The sequence below is a fragment of the Haloferax namakaokahaiae genome (genome assembly GCF_042663225.1).
Classification (GTDB): domain Archaea; phylum Halobacteriota; class Halobacteria; order Halobacteriales; family Haloferacaceae; genus Haloferax; species Haloferax namakaokahaiae.
This window is the reverse complement of sequence record NZ_JBHTAA010000001.1, coordinates 112,796-131,741: the sequence shown is the minus strand read 5'-3', so window position 1 is coordinate 131,741 and position 18,946 is coordinate 112,796. Positions and strand designations below refer to the sequence as shown.

General features: G+C 60.7%; 17 protein-coding genes and 2 tRNA genes. 11 read left to right on the top strand and 8 right to left on the bottom strand.

Going from position 1 to position 18,946, the window contains the following annotated elements; genetic code table 11:
* Positions 1-265 precede the first annotated feature (265 nt).
* The 3 genes from ACFQJC_RS00720 to moaA form a co-directional block, all read right to left on the bottom strand.
* On the bottom strand, positions 266-2,740 hold the full coding sequence (locus ACFQJC_RS00720) for an efflux RND transporter permease subunit (RefSeq protein ID WP_390221328.1): 2,475 nt from the start codon (positions 2,738-2,740) through the stop codon (positions 266-268).
* Positions 2,741-2,755: 15 nt separating this feature from the next.
* Positions 2,756-4,381, bottom strand: coding sequence for a COG1361 S-layer family protein (locus ACFQJC_RS00715; protein WP_390221327.1), 1,626 nt, complete (start codon positions 4,379-4,381; stop codon positions 2,756-2,758).
* 208 nt (positions 4,382-4,589) lie between these two features.
* Positions 4,590-5,552, bottom strand: coding sequence for a GTP 3',8-cyclase MoaA (gene moaA, locus ACFQJC_RS00710; protein ID WP_390221325.1), 963 nt, complete (start codon positions 5,550-5,552; stop codon positions 4,590-4,592).
* A 167-nt stretch (positions 5,553-5,719) separates the two neighbouring features.
* Here moaA and ACFQJC_RS00705 point away from each other — a divergent pair, with 167 nt between their 5' ends.
* From ACFQJC_RS00705 to ACFQJC_RS00675, 7 genes are all read left to right on the top strand, one after another.
* Positions 5,720-6,763: an Mrp/NBP35 family ATP-binding protein gene (locus tag ACFQJC_RS00705; protein WP_390221324.1), complete on the top strand. Its 1,044-nt coding sequence runs from the start codon at positions 5,720-5,722 to the stop codon at positions 6,761-6,763.
* A complete protein-coding gene (locus ACFQJC_RS00700) occupies positions 6,756-7,115 on the top strand; it encodes a hypothetical protein (protein ID WP_390221323.1) in 360 nt (119 codons plus the stop codon). The genes ACFQJC_RS00705 and ACFQJC_RS00700 overlap by 8 nt, the downstream gene beginning before the upstream one ends.
* A 190-nt stretch (positions 7,116-7,305) precedes the next feature.
* On the top strand, positions 7,306-7,941 hold the full coding sequence (locus tag ACFQJC_RS00695; RefSeq protein ID WP_390221322.1) for a uracil-DNA glycosylase: 636 nt from the start codon (positions 7,306-7,308) through the stop codon (positions 7,939-7,941).
* A gap of 83 nt (positions 7,942-8,024) precedes the next feature.
* Positions 8,025-8,780 carry a TIGR04282 family arsenosugar biosynthesis glycosyltransferase gene (locus ACFQJC_RS00690; protein WP_390221321.1) on the top strand — a complete coding sequence of 252 codons (756 nt, stop codon included), beginning with the start codon at positions 8,025-8,027 and terminating at the stop codon, positions 8,778-8,780.
* A gap of 47 nt (positions 8,781-8,827) precedes the next feature.
* Positions 8,828-8,911, top strand: a tRNA-Ser gene (locus tag ACFQJC_RS00685).
* 481 nt (positions 8,912-9,392) lie between these two features.
* Positions 9,393-9,851, top strand: a complete 459-nt coding sequence (locus tag ACFQJC_RS00680; protein ID WP_390221320.1) for a hypothetical protein — start codon at positions 9,393-9,395, stop codon at positions 9,849-9,851.
* Between the two features lie 180 nt (positions 9,852-10,031).
* Positions 10,032-10,352 (top strand): DUF5785 family protein, encoded by a 321-nt coding sequence (locus tag ACFQJC_RS00675; protein ID WP_390221319.1) that lies wholly within the window; start codon positions 10,032-10,034, stop codon positions 10,350-10,352.
* A 15-nt stretch (positions 10,353-10,367) separates the two neighbouring features.
* Here the strand turns inward: ACFQJC_RS00675 and udk are convergent, their stop codons facing one another.
* Complete coding sequence (udk, locus tag ACFQJC_RS00670) at positions 10,368-11,063, bottom strand: uridine kinase (RefSeq protein WP_390221318.1); 696 nt, start codon at positions 11,061-11,063, stop codon at positions 10,368-10,370.
* 205 nt (positions 11,064-11,268) lie between these two features.
* On the opposite strand from udk, the gene ACFQJC_RS00665 reads away from it, so the two are divergent.
* Both ACFQJC_RS00665 and ACFQJC_RS00660 read left to right on the top strand, forming a co-directional pair.
* Entirely contained in the window at positions 11,269-12,585 is a 1,317-nt protein-coding gene (locus ACFQJC_RS00665; protein ID WP_390221317.1) for an ABC transporter substrate-binding protein, read from the top strand.
* A gap of 110 nt (positions 12,586-12,695) precedes the next feature.
* Positions 12,696-13,802 (top strand): hypothetical protein, encoded by a 1,107-nt coding sequence (locus ACFQJC_RS00660; RefSeq protein ID WP_390221316.1) that lies wholly within the window; start codon positions 12,696-12,698, stop codon positions 13,800-13,802.
* 56 nt (positions 13,803-13,858) lie between these two features.
* Here the strand turns inward: ACFQJC_RS00660 and ACFQJC_RS00655 are convergent, their stop codons facing one another.
* Genes ACFQJC_RS00655 through ACFQJC_RS00640 form a run of 4 tightly spaced genes read right to left on the bottom strand, consistent with a single transcriptional unit; the run spans position 13,859 to position 17,823 of the window.
* Positions 13,859-14,620, bottom strand: a complete 762-nt coding sequence (locus tag ACFQJC_RS00655; RefSeq protein WP_390221315.1) for an ABC transporter ATP-binding protein — start codon at positions 14,618-14,620, stop codon at positions 13,859-13,861.
* Complete coding sequence (locus ACFQJC_RS00650) at positions 14,617-15,480, bottom strand: ABC transporter ATP-binding protein (protein WP_390221314.1); 864 nt, start codon at positions 15,478-15,480, stop codon at positions 14,617-14,619. Before ACFQJC_RS00650 ends, ACFQJC_RS00655 begins: the two co-directional genes overlap by 4 nt.
* Positions 15,473-16,888: a branched-chain amino acid ABC transporter permease gene (locus ACFQJC_RS00645; protein ID WP_390221313.1), complete on the bottom strand. Its 1,416-nt coding sequence runs from the start codon at positions 16,886-16,888 to the stop codon at positions 15,473-15,475. Before ACFQJC_RS00645 ends, ACFQJC_RS00650 begins: the two co-directional genes overlap by 8 nt.
* On the bottom strand, positions 16,885-17,823 hold the full coding sequence (locus ACFQJC_RS00640; RefSeq protein ID WP_390222314.1) for a branched-chain amino acid ABC transporter permease: 939 nt from the start codon (positions 17,821-17,823) through the stop codon (positions 16,885-16,887). The genes ACFQJC_RS00645 and ACFQJC_RS00640 overlap by 4 nt, the downstream gene beginning before the upstream one ends.
* Positions 17,824-18,148: 325 nt before the next feature.
* Between ACFQJC_RS00640 and ACFQJC_RS00635 the strand changes: the two genes are divergently transcribed.
* Complete coding sequence (locus ACFQJC_RS00635; RefSeq protein ID WP_390221312.1) at positions 18,149-18,649, top strand: GNAT family N-acetyltransferase; 501 nt, start codon at positions 18,149-18,151, stop codon at positions 18,647-18,649.
* An 11-nt stretch (positions 18,650-18,660) separates the two neighbouring features.
* Positions 18,661-18,734: transfer RNA gene (locus ACFQJC_RS00630), tRNA-Thr, on the top strand.
* The last annotated feature ends 212 nt before the right edge of the window (positions 18,735-18,946 follow it).

Sequence of the window (18,946 nt, the reverse complement as noted above, 5' to 3'; positions counted from 1 at the left end):
CGTGGTCTGATGGCGGTTGTGGCCCAGTTCGAGTCCGAGCGACGTCGGTCGGTCGAAACCCGATGTGAGCGGTGGTCAACCGCGGTGTGGGCAGTGGTCGGCCGCAATACGGCCGATGTGAAGCGAGCGATACGGGCGTTGGGGGCAGGGGCAACGACCGAGCGATTCGGTCGAGACGTCGGCATCGAGCCGACTGGGCGTCGCGGCCTGTCGAAGGCCACCGACCCGCGATGGGCCGGGTTTCGTGGGCGGTGGAGGGAGAGCGTCAGGAGGACACAGAGGTCAGCGCGTCGGTTCCGCGCTGGGTCAGGCGCTCCCAGATGACGATGGTCGGGGGCGTGACCACGAGCGCGGTCAGATACGAGTAGAAGATGCTCAGAGCGGTCACGATACCGAACTGCCCGAGCACGGGCGTGATGGCGATAGCGAGCACGCCGAGACCCGTGGTCGTGGTGAGCATACTTCCGGTGAGTGCGCCACCGGTCCCGCCGACGGTCAGCCGAAGCGCCTCGAAGAGGTCGCCACCGGCGTTGTACTCGTCGGAGAAGCGGTGGACGACGTGGGCGGAGTAGTCGATACCCAGCCCGATGGCGATAGAGAGAATCGTCGCGGTCAACGCGTTGAGCGGGATGCCGAGATAGCGCATCGACCCGGCGAGCAGGGCAATCGTCACGACGATAGGTACGACGTTGACGATTCCGAGCGACCCCTTGCCTTCGAGCAGTTGGTAGATGAGCACCAAGAACACCGCCGTCACCGAGAGTGCGATGACGAGGCTGGTGACCGCGGACATGAAGATGGTATCGGAGATAGCCTTGAACACCACCGTACTGCCGGTCGCAGTCGAACTCATCCGGAGTCTGTCGGCGACTTCCTGGCCGTCGTTGACGATTGCGTCCTGGGTCGCATCGCCTTTGACGGTGTACACGATGCGCGTCTTGCGGTAGTCGTCGGAGATGTACGACGACGCCTGCGACGAAACCGGCGAGGCGAGCAGTTCGTCGTATATCCGGTCGAGGTTGTCGTCCGGGACGCCGTTTCCGTCCGCGTCGTTGCGGTCCACGAGCGCGGCGAACTCGGGGTCCTGTGCCGCGTAGTTCTGGATGACGGTGACGATGCTCGTCGATTCGGCACGCCGGTCGGACGAGACGAACGACTTCGGCGGGTCCTCGCCGGCGCGGTGAATCTCTTCGAGCGCCGAGTCGTCCCTGAGCTGTCCTTCGACGTATATGGTCACACTGTCACCCTGCGTGCTCTCGAAGGTGTCTTCGAGGTAGTTCAGGTCGCGCGTGACGGTGTAGACACCCGGCTTGAAGGGTTCCGGGAGTTGCTGGAGGACGGCGGGTTGTTCCTCCGGCGGCAAGAAGTCCTCTTGGGAGAACGTGGTGTCAACACCGGTTCCGTAGGCAGCGGCGCCGACACTAATCAGCACGACGACGAGGAGGAACAGTGCCGGCGCGCGACGGCCGATGACGACACCGACCGAGAGGACGCGCGCGAGCAGTCCACCTTCGGTGCCGAGCGGCGCGGAACCGAACTCGGGCACGTTGTACTCGTCCCGGAGTTGGTCGGCGTAGAGCTTCGCCGCGGGGAGGAACACCCCGAAGATGAGGAACGTAAAGAGGATGCCCACCGCCGCGACGAGACCGAAGTCACGAATCGGCGCGAGGTCGCTCGTGAGGTTCGAGAGGAAGCCAATCACCGTCGTCGCGGTGACGATGAAGAAGGCGACCGAAAGCTGTCTCACGGTAATCCGCATCGAGGGCCCGGGCGCGACGTCCTTGATGCGCTCTTCGCGGTATCGATTGACGGCGTGGATACCGAAGTCGATACCGACAGCCAAGAGCAGCGGCGGCACCGCGATGAGCATCTGGCTGAACGGGATGTCTGCGAGACCCATGAACCCGAACGTCCAGATGATTGCGAGACCGAGCGAGATAACCCCCAGCAGGAGGTCGATTGGGTCGCGGTAGGCGATGACCAAGAACGCGAAGATGAGCAACACCGCCGCGGGCACGACCAACAACAGCGAATCGACGATGACGTTCCCCAACTCGCTGGAGATGATACCGCTCCCGAAGACGGTGATGTCGCTCTCGGCGACGGTACTCATCGTCTGAATCTCGGTTTGAATGTCCGAGAGCGGACTCGTTCCGGAGGTCCCGGCGCTCGACGAGATGCCGGGCACCTCGTGGCTGACGACGCCAATCGTCGCCGAGGCGGTCACCGACTCGCGGTTGAAGTCGTTGCTCAGCAGCGAGGCGACGCCGGGGTTCGACGTTGCTTGCCGCGCTGCGGCGCGAACCTCTGACTGCGAGGCCGCTTCCATCGCCGCGATTTGGGCGTCGATAGTCGTCGCCGACGGGTCGAGCGTCTGCGCGACCGTCGAAGCGACCGACGATGCCGACGTCGCCCGGAGATCAGTGCGCTCCAGGATACTCTGCTGGAGCCGTAACATATCGAGCATCGACGACTTCGAGAGCACGTTCGAACTCCGTTGAATGAGCTGTGTGCTCCCGGAACTCGTCTCGAAGGCCGGCGTGAACTCGCGGTTGACGTCGTCGAGTGCCTCTTGGGCGGGCGAGTCTTCGGTGAACTGCGAGGTCCCGGCGTCGGTGGAGATGTTTCCGAGACCGGCACTGAAGACGAGCGTCACCACGAGGAACAGGGCGACGACCCTGCCGGGGTTCGTGACGATGTGCTCGCCGAGGCGCTCGGTGTACCGTTCGTAGTCAATCATGATTGGATGGAGGGGTTACCGACGGTACCAGAGGAAGCCGACGACGCCGAGACCGACGATGACGACCGCGCCGATGAGCGTAATCGGAAGCCCACCGCCGCGTTCGCTCTCGGTGACCGAGACGGGGACGGCGTAGGAGTCAGACAGTTTGCGCTCGCCGTCTTCGTTCTCGTACTGGAAGTCGATGTCGAACGAGTAGGTCTTCGGCGTCGCCGACGAGGCGGCGCTCATACCGAGTGCAATCTCCGTGGACTCGCCGGGTGCGAGTTCGTCGATGAACGCGGTGTCGTCAGACAGACTCAGCGGACTGTCGGCGAAGGCCTTGGCGTCGATGTTGCGGAACGTCTCGTCGCCGTTGTTGGTGACGACGAGCACCATCGTTTGCGAGGACCCGGCTTCGAGCGACTCGTTTTTCATCTCGACGTCGAAGAGGTTCTGCTTGGGTTCGACTCGCGTCTCCATCGTGAGCGACTTGGATTTCTGCACGTCGCCGTCGGCGTTGCGGTACTCGACGACGTAGTTCAGTTGTCGGACACCAGCGTCCGCGGAGTCACTCACTTCGACGGAGAATTCGAAGTCGGACGATTGGCCCACTTCGAGGGTCCCGAGTGCGTACTCGGTCTCTTTGATGTTCGTCGTCGGAGAGTTCGAAGAGATGACGAGGACGGCGTTCCGTGCGGTGTCGGGACCGTCGTTCGTAATCGTCCCGCCGACCGTCGTCTCACGGCCGACTTGGAGCGTCGAGTCCGTCGCGTCGAGCGAGAACGATTGCTCGGCGAGCGGCGTCAGACCCGTGGCGAGGCTCTTGGACTGCTTGGGCACGCCGTCGTCGTCCTCGTAGTTGACTTGCACGGTCATCGCGTACTGCTGGACCGCCGCAGAGGGTGCGACCGACGCCTTGTATTCGAGTTGACGCGTCTCGTTGACGCCCCACTCACCGGCGTAGCGACTCGCGGTGTTCGACTGACCGAAGGTGACTTCGGGGTTCTGCGAGGTGAGCGTCACCGAGGAGTCGTAGGCGGGTTGGGAACCGGTGTTCCGCATGGTGAGGGTGACGATGCCGCTTCCGCCGACTTGGGCGGTCGTCTCGGTGGAGACGATTTCGAAGCTCGGTGCCTCTTCGACGACGACAGTCACGGGAATCTCGGCCGTCGTCTCCTCTTCGTTCTGCACGTCGCCGTTGTCACGGACGGACTCGTCGTACTCGTACTCGGCGACGAGCGTCATGTCGTAGGTGCCCGGTGCGACGTCCTCTTTGACCGAGACGGAGAAGGTCGCTTCCTTCTGACTTCCGTGCGCGATGTCGCCGACCGGAAGCGTCGCCGTGTTCACTTCGACGGGTGCCTCACCGGATTCGAGCGTCAGGCGGACGTTGCGCGCGGAGCGAACTTGCGCTTCGAGTTGGTTCCGCTGCTGGTCCGAAAGCGATGCGGCGCTCTCCGAAGAGGAGAACTGTCGGTACTCGGTGTCGCCGCCGTAGTTCGTGATGACGACGTTGACCGACGTTTCCTGTCCGGGAACGAGTTTGTTACTCGGTGCGTACGCTTGGAGATTCGGTTCGCCGACGATACCGGCCATCGCTGGGCTCGGAAGAGCGACCAGTACGACCAAGACGACGGCGAGTGCGCGTGAGAGTTTCATTGGAGATACGGTGTGTGATGATGGTTCGTGTGGAGACGACGACACGAATGCACGCCGGAGCCGGTCGGCCCGTGCCGACTGACTGAACGTACAATCAACACCTGAGCGTTGAAGGCTACGCGTATAAGTTGAATGAAACTTCAAAAAACAGAAACCCGATTTATTCGGGAGTGAGTGGCGAGGAAGACTGTGGCGACGGCGGCCGGTTTTACGCGCCGATGTACTCTTCGTTGATGGTCCAGTCGCCGTCGTTGTCGCGGACGAGGTACTCGCCGTAGTACGGGACGCGACTGGCGACGACTGCTTCGAACGTCTCACGAATCTCGGCACGCGTCATCTCGCCCATCGGCCGCAGGTCGTCGTTGCGGTTGAGACAGCCCTTGAGGAATCCTTGATGTGTTACGCGCACGCGGTGGCAGTTCGCACAGAACTCGGGGTTCTCCACTGGGTCCACGATTTCGACCATGCCCTTGCCGATGTGGTACCGTCGTCGGTGGTGCATATCTCGGACTTCCGTCTCGTCGGCGATGTCGTTCAGCCAGCGGTGGACGCGGTCGATGTCGATGTTCCAGTCGGGTCGCCCCGTGAGTTCGGGCATGTACTGGATGAGCTGTAACTGGAGTCCCTCGTTCTCGGCGACGTACTCCACCATCTCCTCGACGTAGCCCGCCGTGTGGGTGAACACGACCATGTTGAGCTTGACCGGTGTGAGACCGACTTCGACGGCCGTCTTGACGCCCTCCATCACCTTGTCGTAGGCACCGGACTTCGTGATTTCCGCGAACGCTTTCGGGTCGAGGGCGTCCTGCGAGACGTTCACCCGGTCGAGACCGGCATCGACGAGGTCGGCGGCGCGCTCCGGAAGGAACGTCCCGTTCGTCGTCAGCGACGTTTCCATCGAGTCCGGCGTGCGCTCGATAATCTCTTCGAGGTCGGCCCGGAGCATCGGCTCGCCGCCGGTGAACTTCACCTTCTCGACGCCGTACTCCTCGACCACTTCGAGAAATCGCACCACGTCGTCGGCGCTCATCTCGTTGTCCGAGGCGTCCATCGGTCCCCTCGTGTCTCCCAGCCCTTCGTTGTGACAATAGATGCAGTCGAAGTTGCACCGGTCGGTAAGAGAGATACGAACGCCGGTTACTTCTCTGCCAAAGTCGTCCGCCAACACCATGTCAGGAGTGTACGTGGGAGCGCTGATAAATTCGAGGTGTCAATCGACCTCGAAGTAACCACATTCGATTACCATGCGTGGGAAATGTCGGCGAATGTGGCCGCATTTATCGAGGCGCTTCGGGGGTTTACAAAACTCTTATCGGCGATACGGCCGGACAGATGGACATGGACGAAGCCGACGTACGCGACCGTCTGCGAGCGGTCGAGGACCCCGAACTCGGCGACGACATCGTTTCTCTCGGACTGGTGAACGCCATCGAGGTCGATGGCGACACCGCCCGCGTGTCGCTCGCACTCGGGGCACCGTACTCCCCCTCGGAGACCACCATCGGGCGTCGAGTGCGCGAAGTGCTCGGCGAGATGGGACTGGAGGCGGAACTCACCGCAAAGATTCCGTCCGACCGCGACCCGGACGAAGAAGTGTTGCCCGGCGTCACGAACATCATCGCCGTCGCCTCCGGCAAGGGCGGCGTCGGGAAATCGACCGTCGCGGTCAACCTCGCCGCGGGTCTCTCGAAACTCGGCGCGCGCGTCGGTCTCTTCGACGCCGACATCTACGGCCCGAACGTCCCGCGGATGGTCGCCGCCGAAGACGCCCCGCAGGCGACCCAAGACCAGACTATCGTCCCGCCCGAAAAGTACGGGATGAAGCTCATGTCGATGGCGTTCCTCGTCGGCGAGGACGACCCCGTCATCTGGCGCGGCCCGATGGTCCACCAACTCCTGACCCAGTTGGTCGAAGACGTGGAGTGGGGACGACTCGACTACCTCGTGCTCGACCTGCCGCCGGGAACCGGCGACACGCAGTTGACCATCCTCCAGACGCTCCCGCTCACGGGTGCCGTCATCGTCACCACGCCGCAGAACGTCGCGCTCGACGACGCCAACAAGGGACTTCGGATGTTCGGCAAGCACGATACGACCGTCTTGGGCATCGTCGAGAACATGAGCACGTTCCGCTGTCCCGACTGCGGCAACAGCCACGACATCTTCGGCGCGGGCGGCGGCCGCGACTTCGCCGCCTCGAACGACCTGCCGTTCCTCGGTGCGCTTCCACTCGACCCGGCAGTGCGCGAGGGTGGCGACGGCGGCCGCCCAATCGTCCTCGACGACGACAGCGACACGGCCGACGCGTTCCGCGTGATGACCGAGAACGTCGCCAACATGACCGGCATCGTCCAGCGACGGAAGGTTGCCGACGATGAGTGACGACGGCCGGTCAGATGGCGACGGCCGGTCAGATGGCGACGGCCGGTCAGATGGCGACGGCCGACCAGATGGCGACACCCAACCCGACCCGGAACAGGACGCCGACGACGTCGATTGGGAGATGGCTCCCGACTCGGACGCGGAGTTCGAGAACGACGAGGAAAAGCGAAAGGTACTCCGCGAAATCGCCGACGATATCTACGGCGACTCCTCGGAGAGTCGGCAGGTATCGGCGATTCTCTACCGCGTGAGCGACCTCTACGACCCCGACGGCGACACCTCGCCCGAGGAGATTTACCTGAACGTCCGCCACATCATGGACATCAAGTCGAAAGGCGGTCTCGACCGCTGAAGGGACTGTCCTCACCTCACACCGACGAGTTCGGTACCCGTTTTCACTTTCACTGCTCACAAGCGTGTCTTTCGCCCCAATTCGGGTATTTCGAACACTTGCACGCATAATTCACATTATTTCACTTTCACTCCGCACCTCTGTGCTCCGGGGACCGGGTTGATTTTAGCTTCCCAGACGAACACCCTGTGTGGACGCGAATCAACGTCAGTTCAAGAATCCCTTCTCGATGGACGCCGACTGCACCAACTGCTCGGCGCTCTGCGAGGTCCGCCAGCAGGTCGTCCACGGCTACGGCGACGTGGGCGCGGAGTTCCTGTTCGTCGGCGAAGCCCCGAGCGCCGCCGCCGAAGAGACCGGTGTTCCCTTCACCGGCGACGAAGCGGGCGAGCGAGTCCAGTCTATCCTCGGCGAACTCGGCTTCGTCCGGTCGGAGCCAGATGCCGACGAACCGGATATCCAGAACGCCTTCGTGACCTATCTGACCCGGTGTCGTCACCCCGAGCGCGGGCCGACCGAGAACGAGATATCGACGTGCGAACCGTTCCTCAACGCCGAGATTCGGATGATAAACCCGCACATCATCGTCCCCGTCGGACAGGCCGCACTGGAGGCGCTCGCGTTCGATTACACCACGCGCGCGGCCGACAGTTTCGACATCGACGCCGAGCACGCGACGACCATCCGGGGACGCGGGTTCGAACTCGTGCCCATGAAAGCCCCCGAAGACCAGACCGACGAGGACACACGGGCGTTCATCGACCACGTCGTCGAGGAAGTGTTCGACCGCGACTACCGTCAGACGAAGGGTCGTCGGAGTCGCTGACGGTCACTGGAGTCGCTAACCGCGTCTCGACTCGCCGAGTCGCAAGCGGCGACTTGAAGGGTGCCCCGAACTGACGTGTCGATATGACCACCGTCGCCGTTCTCGCCGAACCACCGCGGCCCGGACTCGTGCTCTCGTCGCTCGTCGAGACGAGTCCCCTCTCCGAGACCGAAGCCGCCGAGTTGTACGAAGCGATGCTCAAGGACGCCGCCCTCGCCGTCTCGCGCTCCGGCGGCGAGTTGCTCGTCAACTACCGCGCGGACGACGACCTCCCCGACGAGTACGTCGAAGACCTCTCCGCCGAGGACGAACTCCGGGAGATCGTCGCGGACGCAGTCGGCGACCTCGACGACGTTCGATTCGAACCGCAGGTCGGTTCGACGTTCTCCGCCCGCGCCGGCAACACCGTGACGCACCTGCTTCGTGAGGAAGAGGTGAGTTCCGCGGCCGTCGTCACCCCGACCGTCCCGCAACTCGGTCGCCCGCACATCGACACCGCGGCGATGAAACTCCGCAGTTCGCAGGTCGTCGTCGGCCCTTCGACCGAGGGTCGCGTCTTCTACGCCGGCTTCACCGAACCAATCGACTTCACCGACGCCTACGAGACGCCGGAGATTCAGACGCTGGCCGAGCGCGCCGACGACGCGGACCTCTCGTTCGAGTATCTCCAGATGCTCCCGGTCGTGGAAACGGGCGCTGACCTCGCCACGCTCGTTCCGATTCTTCGCTCGCGCGTGGAAGTCGAGCGTCTCGTCCCCAAGCACACGACGACGCTCGTCTTCGAGTGGGGGCTTTCGGTCGAAGAAGTGGACGGCGTGCTCGAACTCGTTCGTGACTGACTGAGAGCGACAACTCTTAGGTACCCCACCGAAAACGTGGTGACGAGGGTGGGATGGCGGAGCGGCCTAACGCGCCTGCCTTGAAAGCAGGTTTCCTCACGGAATCCTGGGTTCAAATCCCAGTCCCACCGCATTTTCCACGAACCAATCGCCGCGCAGTGACATCTGCGCGGCACAGTGAGTGGAAATCGGAGACGGAGTGGGATTTGAATCAGGGAGCGAGCACAGCGAGCGACCGTGGTTCACAATCCCAGTCCCACCGCATTCTACCGCGAACAACACTGCGAGCACCGCGTAGCGTGTGCTCGCCATCGTGAGCGGGTGTTGCGGTCCGGTCTGGGGTTTGAACTAGGGAGCAAATCTCTGATTTGCGAGTGAAGTTCAGGCGAACGCAGTGAGCCTGAGCATGTGAGACGAACGTCTCACAGCGCTCACAATCCCAGTCCCACCACATTATGACACAGGTCACAACTCCAGATTTCGTTTATTTGGTGTCGTGAAGTTAGTCAATGGTGTACACAACGACATGGGATTAACTCTTACGCGGCCCACAGAACTAGTCAATCCTCCTTAACCGATAATGTCGTGTGTTTTGACTATTTGTTATTCTGTATGGAAGAACCAGATTGGGCCGAAATCGTTCGCGTTCTGTATCAGCAGTCCCCCAACCTACCTACGGGAGAAATTAACAGAAGTCACCCATTTGTTGTAGAGACGGACCTAAACAGACTAGAGGCAAATAAGTCGGTTGAGACTCTGGAAGAATGGGGACTTGTCGAAAGAGAAGAAATCAAATCAAGATGGGACAGTCCTGGGACTGGCGGTCTTGAGGGAGAAAGAGAGTATGGATATAAACTCACATCAGATGGGTTCGATGTCGCTCACGAAAGAGAGTTGTCGGCACGCGATAACCAGATTAATAATTCTCTGGTCTTCTTGACATTTATTCTTGTTCTCGCCCAAATTATTGGAGTACTTCCATTGGCTGACTGGGCCAAGGTGTTGTCAGGTTTTGTCGTTTTAATAGGTATGCTTGGAATCATTTTGAGAACAGATTTACTGGCACAATAGCGTAGATTGTGGGTTAGGAATTTGAACATCATTTCAACACACAGTATAGAGTAGTTACCTACCACTGTAGTGAAATGGGGCCCGTCCAATCTCTAATCTTGACGTGAGTACTCAGCCACCCACCCATGCCACACACCACCGATGCGTAACGGCTTTGAATCGGCCCCCTAACAGTCGGGTATGGATTGGCCACACGACCCAGACGGAGAAGAAGGAAGCGAAGGACGGCGTAAATACGGTCAGGCCATCATCGCCAAGAAAATCGACGAAGACGAGGACTTCCCGCTGAACAAAGCGGAGTTCGTCGAGGAGTTCGGTGACGAACCGATTCGAATCGACTACGAGCGCGTCGTCTCGCTCGGCGAAATCTTCGAGCACGTCGATGGCGAGGAGTACGGCGATTTCGTCGAGTTCCACAAGGCCGTCGGCAAGGGCATGCGCGAAGCGGGCTACTGGTTCTACGAAGGCGCAGAGCAGTTCGTCAAAGGAAAAAGCGCGTAAGCGTTCGCTCGGACGTCAGTCGTCCGACCCCTGCATCGACGAACGCTGCTGGACTTCTTTCTCGATTTCGCCGCGCTCCCACGTGCGCGTCTCGTCACCTTCGACCTCCGCTTGGACCTTCTCTTCGAGCAGGGTCACAGCGACGCTGTTGGCGCCTTCGGGGATGATGAGGTCGGCGTGTTTCTTCGTCGGTTCGATAAACTGCTCGTGCATGGGCTTGACCGTCGAGAGATACTGGTCCATGACGCCCTGTAAGTCGCGGCCGCGGTCGATGGCGTCGCGTTGGATGCGCCGGAGGATGCGCACGTCGGCGTCCGTTTCGACGTAGAGTCGCAGGTCGAGCATCTCGTTGACCTGTTCGTCGTAGAGGGCGAGAATTCCTTCGAGGATGATGACGTCGGTGGGTGCGACAGTGACGCGCTCGGGTTTACGATTGTGCACTTCGAAGTCGTACTGCGGCATATCGACGGTACGGCCTTCGAGGAGGTCCGACAGTTGCTCTCTGAGGAGGTCCCACTCGAATGCCGACGGGTGGTCGTAGTTGACCTGCTCTCGTTCGGCCATTTCGAGGTGGCTCTGGTCCTTGTAGTAGTTGTCAATCGGAATCCGTGTCACGGACTCACCGACGTTCTCCGTGATGAGTCGGGCCACAGTCGTCTTTCCGGCACCACTACCCCCGGCGATGCCGATGACGAACGACGGGATGGTCATCGCTCGAAAAACGCGGTGCAAGCGGTTTGAACGCAGCGATTCGCATCGTCTGTCGTGTCAACGGTCAGTGAGTGAATATCGAATATAAAAGTCTACAATTGACAATTTCAACGAATTTCTGTCCTTACCGCGGTATATCGCAAATTCGTCTTTTTCGAAACTCAGGGAGTTAAATTTATAACCCGTACTTGCCATTGACTTTCATATGGTACGTGATATCGCACGACGAGACTACCTAAAGGGAGTGGGCGCCGCAGGGGCGGCAGGCTTAACTGGTTTATCAGGCTGTATCGGTGGCGGTGGCGGTGGCGGCAATGGGCCAGAAGGCCTCGTCGTCATCGGCTACCCGGAAAGTGGTATTCAGCTCTTCCGTGACTACTACAGCGCATCCGATGGAAGCGAGTCCATTCTCGTTCCCGACGGTCTGCGCTCGGGCTCGATGCCCGGTCAGGTCGGTAACGACATGGCGAACGTCACCGGTACCGCACCCGCAGCGGGTGGTCCGGCACAGGAGACGTTCAACCAGCTCTTCCAAGAAGAGTACAACGCGGCACCGGGTGTGTTCAACTCGCAGTGTTACGACTCGGTTGCGACGCTGATTCTCGCAAACGCTGCGGCCGGTGAGAACACCGGCGCGGCAATCCGCGACCAGATGCGACGTGTCGCCAACCCCGGTGGCATGGAGGTCACGCCAGACAACCTCGTCGAGGGTGTCGAGGCGGCCGCGAACGGCGAAGACATCAACTACGTCGGTGCTTCTTCGTCCGTCAACTTCGACGAGAAGGGCGACCCAGCAGAGGCAGCATACGCCGTCTGGGAGTTCGACGCAGAGAACAACGCCACCACGGACGTCGAAGTCCAGAGCTTCGAGGGCGAGAACCCGGACGGCAACGGCCCATCTGCAGACAGCGGGGCTGGCGGCTCCGACCGCGAAATCTCGGTCGGAATTCTCCTGCCTGAGACCGGCGACCTCGCGGCAGTCGGTCAGCCGATGATTCAGGCAGCACAGATTCCGGTCAAGCAGGTCAACGACGCCAACCCGGCGGGCATCACCGTGAACGCGCAGATCGAAGACACACAGACGTCCCCGGACGCCGGTGTCTCTGCCGCACAGTCGCTCGTCTCCGCAGGTGTCCCCGCAGTGTGTGGGTCGGCATCCTCCGGTGTGAACGTCCCTGTCTCACAACAGGCGTTCATCCCGAACGAGGTCGTCGGTTGCTCGCCGTCCTCGACGGCACTGTCCGTCTCGAACCTCGAAGACAACGACTTCATCTTCCGGACGGCACCATCCGACTTCCTGCAGGGCCGCGTCATGGCGCAGGTCATGGCCGAACGCCTCGAAGCCTCCACGGTTTCGACGCTCTACGTCAACAACGACTACGGCCAGCAGCTCTCTGAGCGCTTCTCGAACGTCTTCGCCGACTCGTTCGATGGCGAAGTCTACAATCAGGTCGCATTCAACATCGGTGAGTCGTCGTACTCCTCCGTCATCGAGACGGCACTCTCCGGTCCAGAGAACTAAACGCACAACTCCGATTTTCTTTCGACGCAAAGCAGTGAGCGACGGCGCTGGCGCTCGATTTCGAGTGTTGGGGCAGAAGACACTTATCCGACTGCTGATACGAGAAGACGATGAAGCGCCGTGCCCTCCTCTCGTCGCTCTCCGGGTCGCTCCTCGTAGGTGTCGCAGGGTGTCTTGGGTCTAATTCCGAGAGGCCTGCATCCCAACGAACGACAGCAGAGCCATCGACTAAACCACCGACAACAGCATCGCCAACACCAGAGCAGACACGGACCAAAACACCGGTTCCAAGGGTAAACCTTGGTGTGAAAAACGAGTCCGACCGCGGCCACACACTCTCGGTGCAGGTTACGCAGGCCGACGAAACAGTTCTCGACCAGTCTTTCGATATAGGCCCCGGACCCGGACATTCGATGAGTATCAAGCCCGACATCGTCGGAGAAGGAGTCTATAGCATCGTGGCTGGACTCGAAACCGGTGCTCGTCTCGACTACGAGTGGTGCTTCAAAGAAGGAGATAGAGGCCTCGAAATCGTTATCACGAGCAACGGAGCACTCGAACCACGCGAAAACGAGAGTGTCGAGTTGAGCGACGAGTCACTACCGTACACCGTTTCGGGTGCGAAAGACATTTTCAGCTCACCTCGCGTGGTCGTACGAAACGAAAGCAACGACGCCTCTGAACTCACAGTCACACTCGAGCACTCTGGTGACCAGTTCTTCGTCCACACCTTTGATGCACTGAGACACCACGAAATTTCGGCTGGCCCGGTAGTGAAATCGCACGCGACGTACGACGTGTTCATCGAGACGGAATACGGACAGCAGTCAACATACGAATGGCAAATCGGCGAATACGCAAACTATCCTGTCTTAGCTGTCCTCATCACCGAGAGTGGAGCGCTGAGAGTTGGGTGTGCGTGGCCCGGGACTGCAGTTATAGTAGTCGAGAACAACGACGAGACCCGACACGAAGTGACGACGACGCTAACCAGGGACGACGTGGTTGTCGCCGAAACAACACAGACGGTTGCACCGGGAACCGACCATCTCACCGTTGACTTCCCAATCGGCGACGAGTACGAGTTGACTGTTGCAACGTCATCGGGTTCTGCTACCGTTCCATACCTCGCTTGCAACAGTGCAAGCACGAAAGCGGAGGTCCAACTCGAAGGGGGAGTTCCGACGGTGGAAACAGGGATACTCTCTTGGACGTGACGACGCTGAGGCTCAGCCTCACTACACAGGCATCTCGAAAAGGGGATTGCCGAAGATTACCCGCCGAGGAAGTCCTGACGGACCTGTTCGTCTTCGAGGAGCGCCGTGCCGGTGTCCATGTAGCGGTTCTCACCGTTTGCGAGGACGTAGCCGCGGTCACAGCGTCGAAGCGCCTCTTTGGCGTTCTGTTCGACCATCAGGATGGCCGTCCCGGCCTCGTTGATTTCGTCGATTTTGTCGAACATCTCCTGGACGAGGTCGGGTGCGAGTCCCGCCGAGGGTTCGTCCAAGAGCAGGAGGTCGGGGTCGAGCATCAATGCGCGACCCATCGCAAGCATCTGTTGTTGCCCGCCGGACATCGTACCGGCCTTCTGGTCTTTGCGCTCTTCGAGGATGGGGAAGCGGTCGTACACCGCCCGAAGTGCGTCCTGTGGCACCTCGTCGAGAATGTACGCGCCCATTTCGAGGTTCTCTTGGACCGAGAGCGTCGGGAACACGTTGTCGTTCTGTGGGACGTACCCGACGCCGACGTGGATGATGTCTTCCGGTCGTCGGCCGGTGATGTCCTCGCCCTTGAACTCGACACTGCCGCCCATGAGGGCAGTCAGGCCGAAGACGGACTTCATCGTCGTCGATTTGCCTGCGCCGTTCGGGCCGACGATAGTGACGTACTCGCCGTCGAAGACGTCCATGTCCACGTCGGTCAGGATTTGCAAGTCGCCGTAGCCTGCGTCGAGGTCGCGGACGCGAAGTAAGACGTCGTCGCGGTCTTCGACACCCGCGCCGCTGGTGGCGCTGGTGTTCGCGTCGATGCTCATACGTTACCTCCGAGGTAGGCTTCGATAACGTCCTCGTTGCTCCGGATGTCGTCGGGCGTCCCTTCGGTCAGGACCTTGCCCTGGTGGAGCACGATGACGTGTTCACAGTTGTTCATGATGAGGTCCATGTCGTGTTCGACGAGCAGGAACGTGTAACCCTGTTCGCGGAGTTCGTGGATGTGTTCGAGCAGTTTCTTCTCGAGCGTCGGGTTGACGCCGGCGAACGGCTCGTCCAAGAGGAGCATGTCGGGGTCGGTCAGGAGTGCCCGAGCCATCTCCAGGAGTTTCCGCTGGCCGCCGGAGAGGTTCCCCGCGTACTCGTGGGCGATGTGGTCGATGTCGAAGAAGTCGAGGACTTCCCAGACGCGTTCGAGGAGTTCTTCTTCTTGTTCGCGCACTTCGTTGCGCACGCCGGGGACGACAGACCGCCAAAGCTCTTCGCCGATTTGCGCCTTCGGCGCGAGCATCATGTTCTCTAAGACGGTCATCTCGCTGAGTTCGCGTGCGATTTGGAACGTTCGAACCATCCCGCGGTTGGCGATTTGGTGGGGTTCGAGACCCGTCACGTCCTCGCCGTTGAACGTCACCGTTCCGGTGTCGGGTTTCAGCATCCCCGTGATGAGGTTGAACGTCGTCGATTTACCGGCCCCGTTCGGGCCGATGAGACCGGTGAGCGTCCCGGCCTCGACTTCGAACGACGCACCATCGACGGCGGTGATACCGCCGAAGGACTTTCGGAGTCCATCGACTTTCAATGGGAACTGCTCTGTGGTTTCGACGCCGCCGGCGAAGGCACCGAGTGCGCCTTCATCGACTTTGTTCGCAACGTCATCGACAGAGGGTGCAGACGAATCACTCATCGTCAGCACCTCCGTTAGACCTCCGGTCTAACGTGCTGTCACCTACGGTGACACCTCCTTCTTCGTCGATGCCACCATCGGTCCGGACAGATTCTTCCGACCCACCGTCGGCCGCGGTCGTTTGCATCGACTTCGGGCGGTCGAGCGAAATCACAGACGCCGTCTCCTTGCGGTGTCCGAGCAGTCCTTCCGGTCGGTTGTGCATCAGCCAGATGAGCACGAGACCCATCAAGACGAGTTGGAGCTGGCGGATGCTGTCAACCGTGTAGAGGACGAACGGAACCGGGTCGAACGACGAGATGAGCGGCGAGATAGCCGGGCCGAATCCGTTCGGCGCGTCGAGGTTCGGGAGTACCGCTTGGACGAGGTTCTGGAAGTAGCGCGGGCCTTGGTAGAGAACGGCCGCGAAGATTGCCCCGCCGAGGACGCTGCCGGTGTTGGAGCCGGCACCGCCGATGATGAGCGCAATCCAGACGAAGAACGTCACGCGCGGGCGGAAGAAGTTCGGCGTCACCGCACCCTGCGGCATGAGCCACAGAATCCCGGCGAGACCCATCAGCGCACACCCGAGCATGAACGACTTGATTTTGAAGTTGTCAGTGTTCTTGCCGAGCGCGTTGGCGACGTCTTCGTCCTCTCGAATCGCCTTCAAGACGCGACCGAACGGCGACTCGCCAGTCCGCTTGAGTAACCAATAGAACAGGGCGACGAAGGCCAACAGCAGCGCCCCGTAGACGAGACTATCGACGACTGGCTTCGGGTTCCGGGGAATGACGACCTGGACGGCATCGACCAGACCGAGGTAGGCACCCCACAGGCCGATACTACGGAAGAGCGCTTCGAGCGGTGGGACGAAGTCCAGAATGAGACCGGACCCGCCACCGAAGCCGACCTTGTTGCCGAGCAGGTTGAACTCTTGCAACTCTCCCGAGAGGAAACTAAAGCGCATAATCTCCGAGAGTGCAATCGTCACGATTGCGAGGTAGTCGGCCCGCAACCGCAAGGCAGGGAGTGCGGCGATAAAGCCGAGAATCGCGGCGGCAGCCATGCCGGCGAGGACGCCGACCCACAGTGGCAGGCCAAGCCCGCCGACCTGTGCGGCCCCACCGGCGACGAACGTCGGTTTCGAGACGATGGCCATCACGTACACACCGACGGCCATGAAGCCGACGATACCGATGTTGAACAGCCCCGTGTACCCCCAGTGGAGGTTGAGTGCCAACGACAGCATGGCGAAGATACCGATGTAGAACGTCAGCGTTCCGAGCGAGTTGAGTTGCCCACGAAGGGTGTACCCAAGCCCGATACCTGCCAAGATGTACAGCAGATAGACGCCGAGGAGCGTCGCAACGATGAGTCCCGCGTCGCCACCGGGCATCCGGTCGGCGAGGTCTTCTCTGATGCTCATGCGGTCGCCCTCCCGCTAAAGAGACCGGACGGTTTCACGAGCAGGATGACGATCATCACGACGAAGGCCGCCGCGCGTGCGAACGCAGACGGAATCCACAGCACGGACAGCGACGCCGTCATACCGATGACGATACCGCCGGTGATGGCACCGTAAATCGAGCCGATGCCACCGAGGATGACTGCCGCGAAGATGAGCAGCAGCAAGAGCCACCCGTCGTTGAATCCGAGCGTCCCCTTCCAGAGGACGAACATGTAGCCGGCGATACCGGTGAGACCGCCACCGATAATCCACGTGGCACGGACGACCTGTTCGGTCGGGATTCCCGTGATACGGGCGAGGTCTTCGTTGTCGGCCATCGCGCGCATCGCTTTGCCGAGTTTCGTCCGCTGCAAGAGCAGGTGGACGCCGAGCATCAGTCCGCCCGCGACGACGAGAAGCGTGATGTCGTGGGCGTCGATGAAGATGGTTCCATCGATGAAGTAGAGTCCGACCGATGGTGGTTGTGCGGTCGTCCCGCGAACGTCCGACCCGAAGACGAACTGCATCAGGTAGCGGAGCGCGAACGCGACACCGATACTCGTGATGAGGAGGGTGATACCTCCCTCGTCACGAATCGGTCGGAAGATGAACCGGTCCACGCCGAGCGACAGGAGGATGGTGAATCCGCCTGCGATGATGATACCCGCGACGACGGCGACCGGCGTCGAGAGCATCCCGATGCCGAGGGTCCCACCGTAGACGGAGCCACCCGCGCCGACTAACAGCAGGGCACCGATGTCAGCACGGCCGAGTCCGGCCAGGAGGTAGGTCGTCGCCCACCCGGAGAACGCGCCGGCCGTGATGTAGTCACCGTGCGAGAAGTTAGCGAAGTTCAGAATACTGTACGTCATCGATAGCCCGATGCCCGCGAGGCCAATCACGAGCCCACGCATCAGGCCATCCCAAACGAGCGTGCCGATGTCGGCAAACTGCGTTTGGCCAGTTGCTACCCCGAGAAGAAGGTCGCCGAGCAGGAACACTGCGACGACGGCGAGGACGAGCGCGAACGGACGCTCGACGGCAAACTGCCTGCCCCGGGAGTAAGTTTCGGCAATACCCATTGATAACTATCCTCATGATAAGTGCGGACGATAAACAGTCTTAAAGCTTTCCTAATTGGCCACTGGTGCAAACAGTACAACCGACAGACAACGACGTATTTGCCAACATCCGGTCATTGCCGCCAAATAAAAGCCAACAGCCGTCAGAGTGGAACGCATGCAGGTTCGGCCGGCGGTGCTCTCCGACCTCGATACGCTCGTGGACTACTGGGTGGACCTCGCAGCGGGCCAGAGAGCGTATCAGTCGCATCTGAAAGCCGACGCCAACCGGACGCCGATTCGAGAGTCGATAGCCCAGTACATCACCGCCGGCGGCGTGTTCGTCGCCGTCGCGGACGGCGACAACGACTCGACGAGCGACCCGCTCGGGTTCGTCATGTTCGGCATCGAATCCGGTCGATACGAGCAAGACGTTCGTCGCGGGACGATTCACAACCTGTTCGTCCTCCCCGAGCGGCGCGGCAGCGGAGTCGGAACTGAACTGCTCACGGCAGCCGAAGCACAGCTTCGAGCGAACGGTGTCGATACTATCTCCTTGGACGTCCTCGCGGCTAACGAAGATGCGCGTCGATTCTACCGACGCCACGGGTACGACGCCCATCGAATCGAACTCGAAAAATCGACGCGAAACGATACACACTCAAAGGAGGACCGATAATCGCCAGATGCGCTAGGGGAGCATGGGCGGTTCATGCACTCGACTTGTAATCGAGACTTCGTGGGTTCAAATCCCACTCCTAGCTCTTTTCTGAGGAGCAACGCGACGAAGAAAGAGCGAACAGTGGGATTTGAATCAGGGAGCAACTCGGAGAGTTGCGACCGTGGTTCAAATCGCACTCCGGACGTTCAGCTAGTAACCATTCGAAGCGTTGCGACCGCGGTTCAGACTAATTTCTGTTCGCCTACGCACGTGAGACAGTCGTCTCACGGCGTTCAAATCGCACTCCGCCCTGTC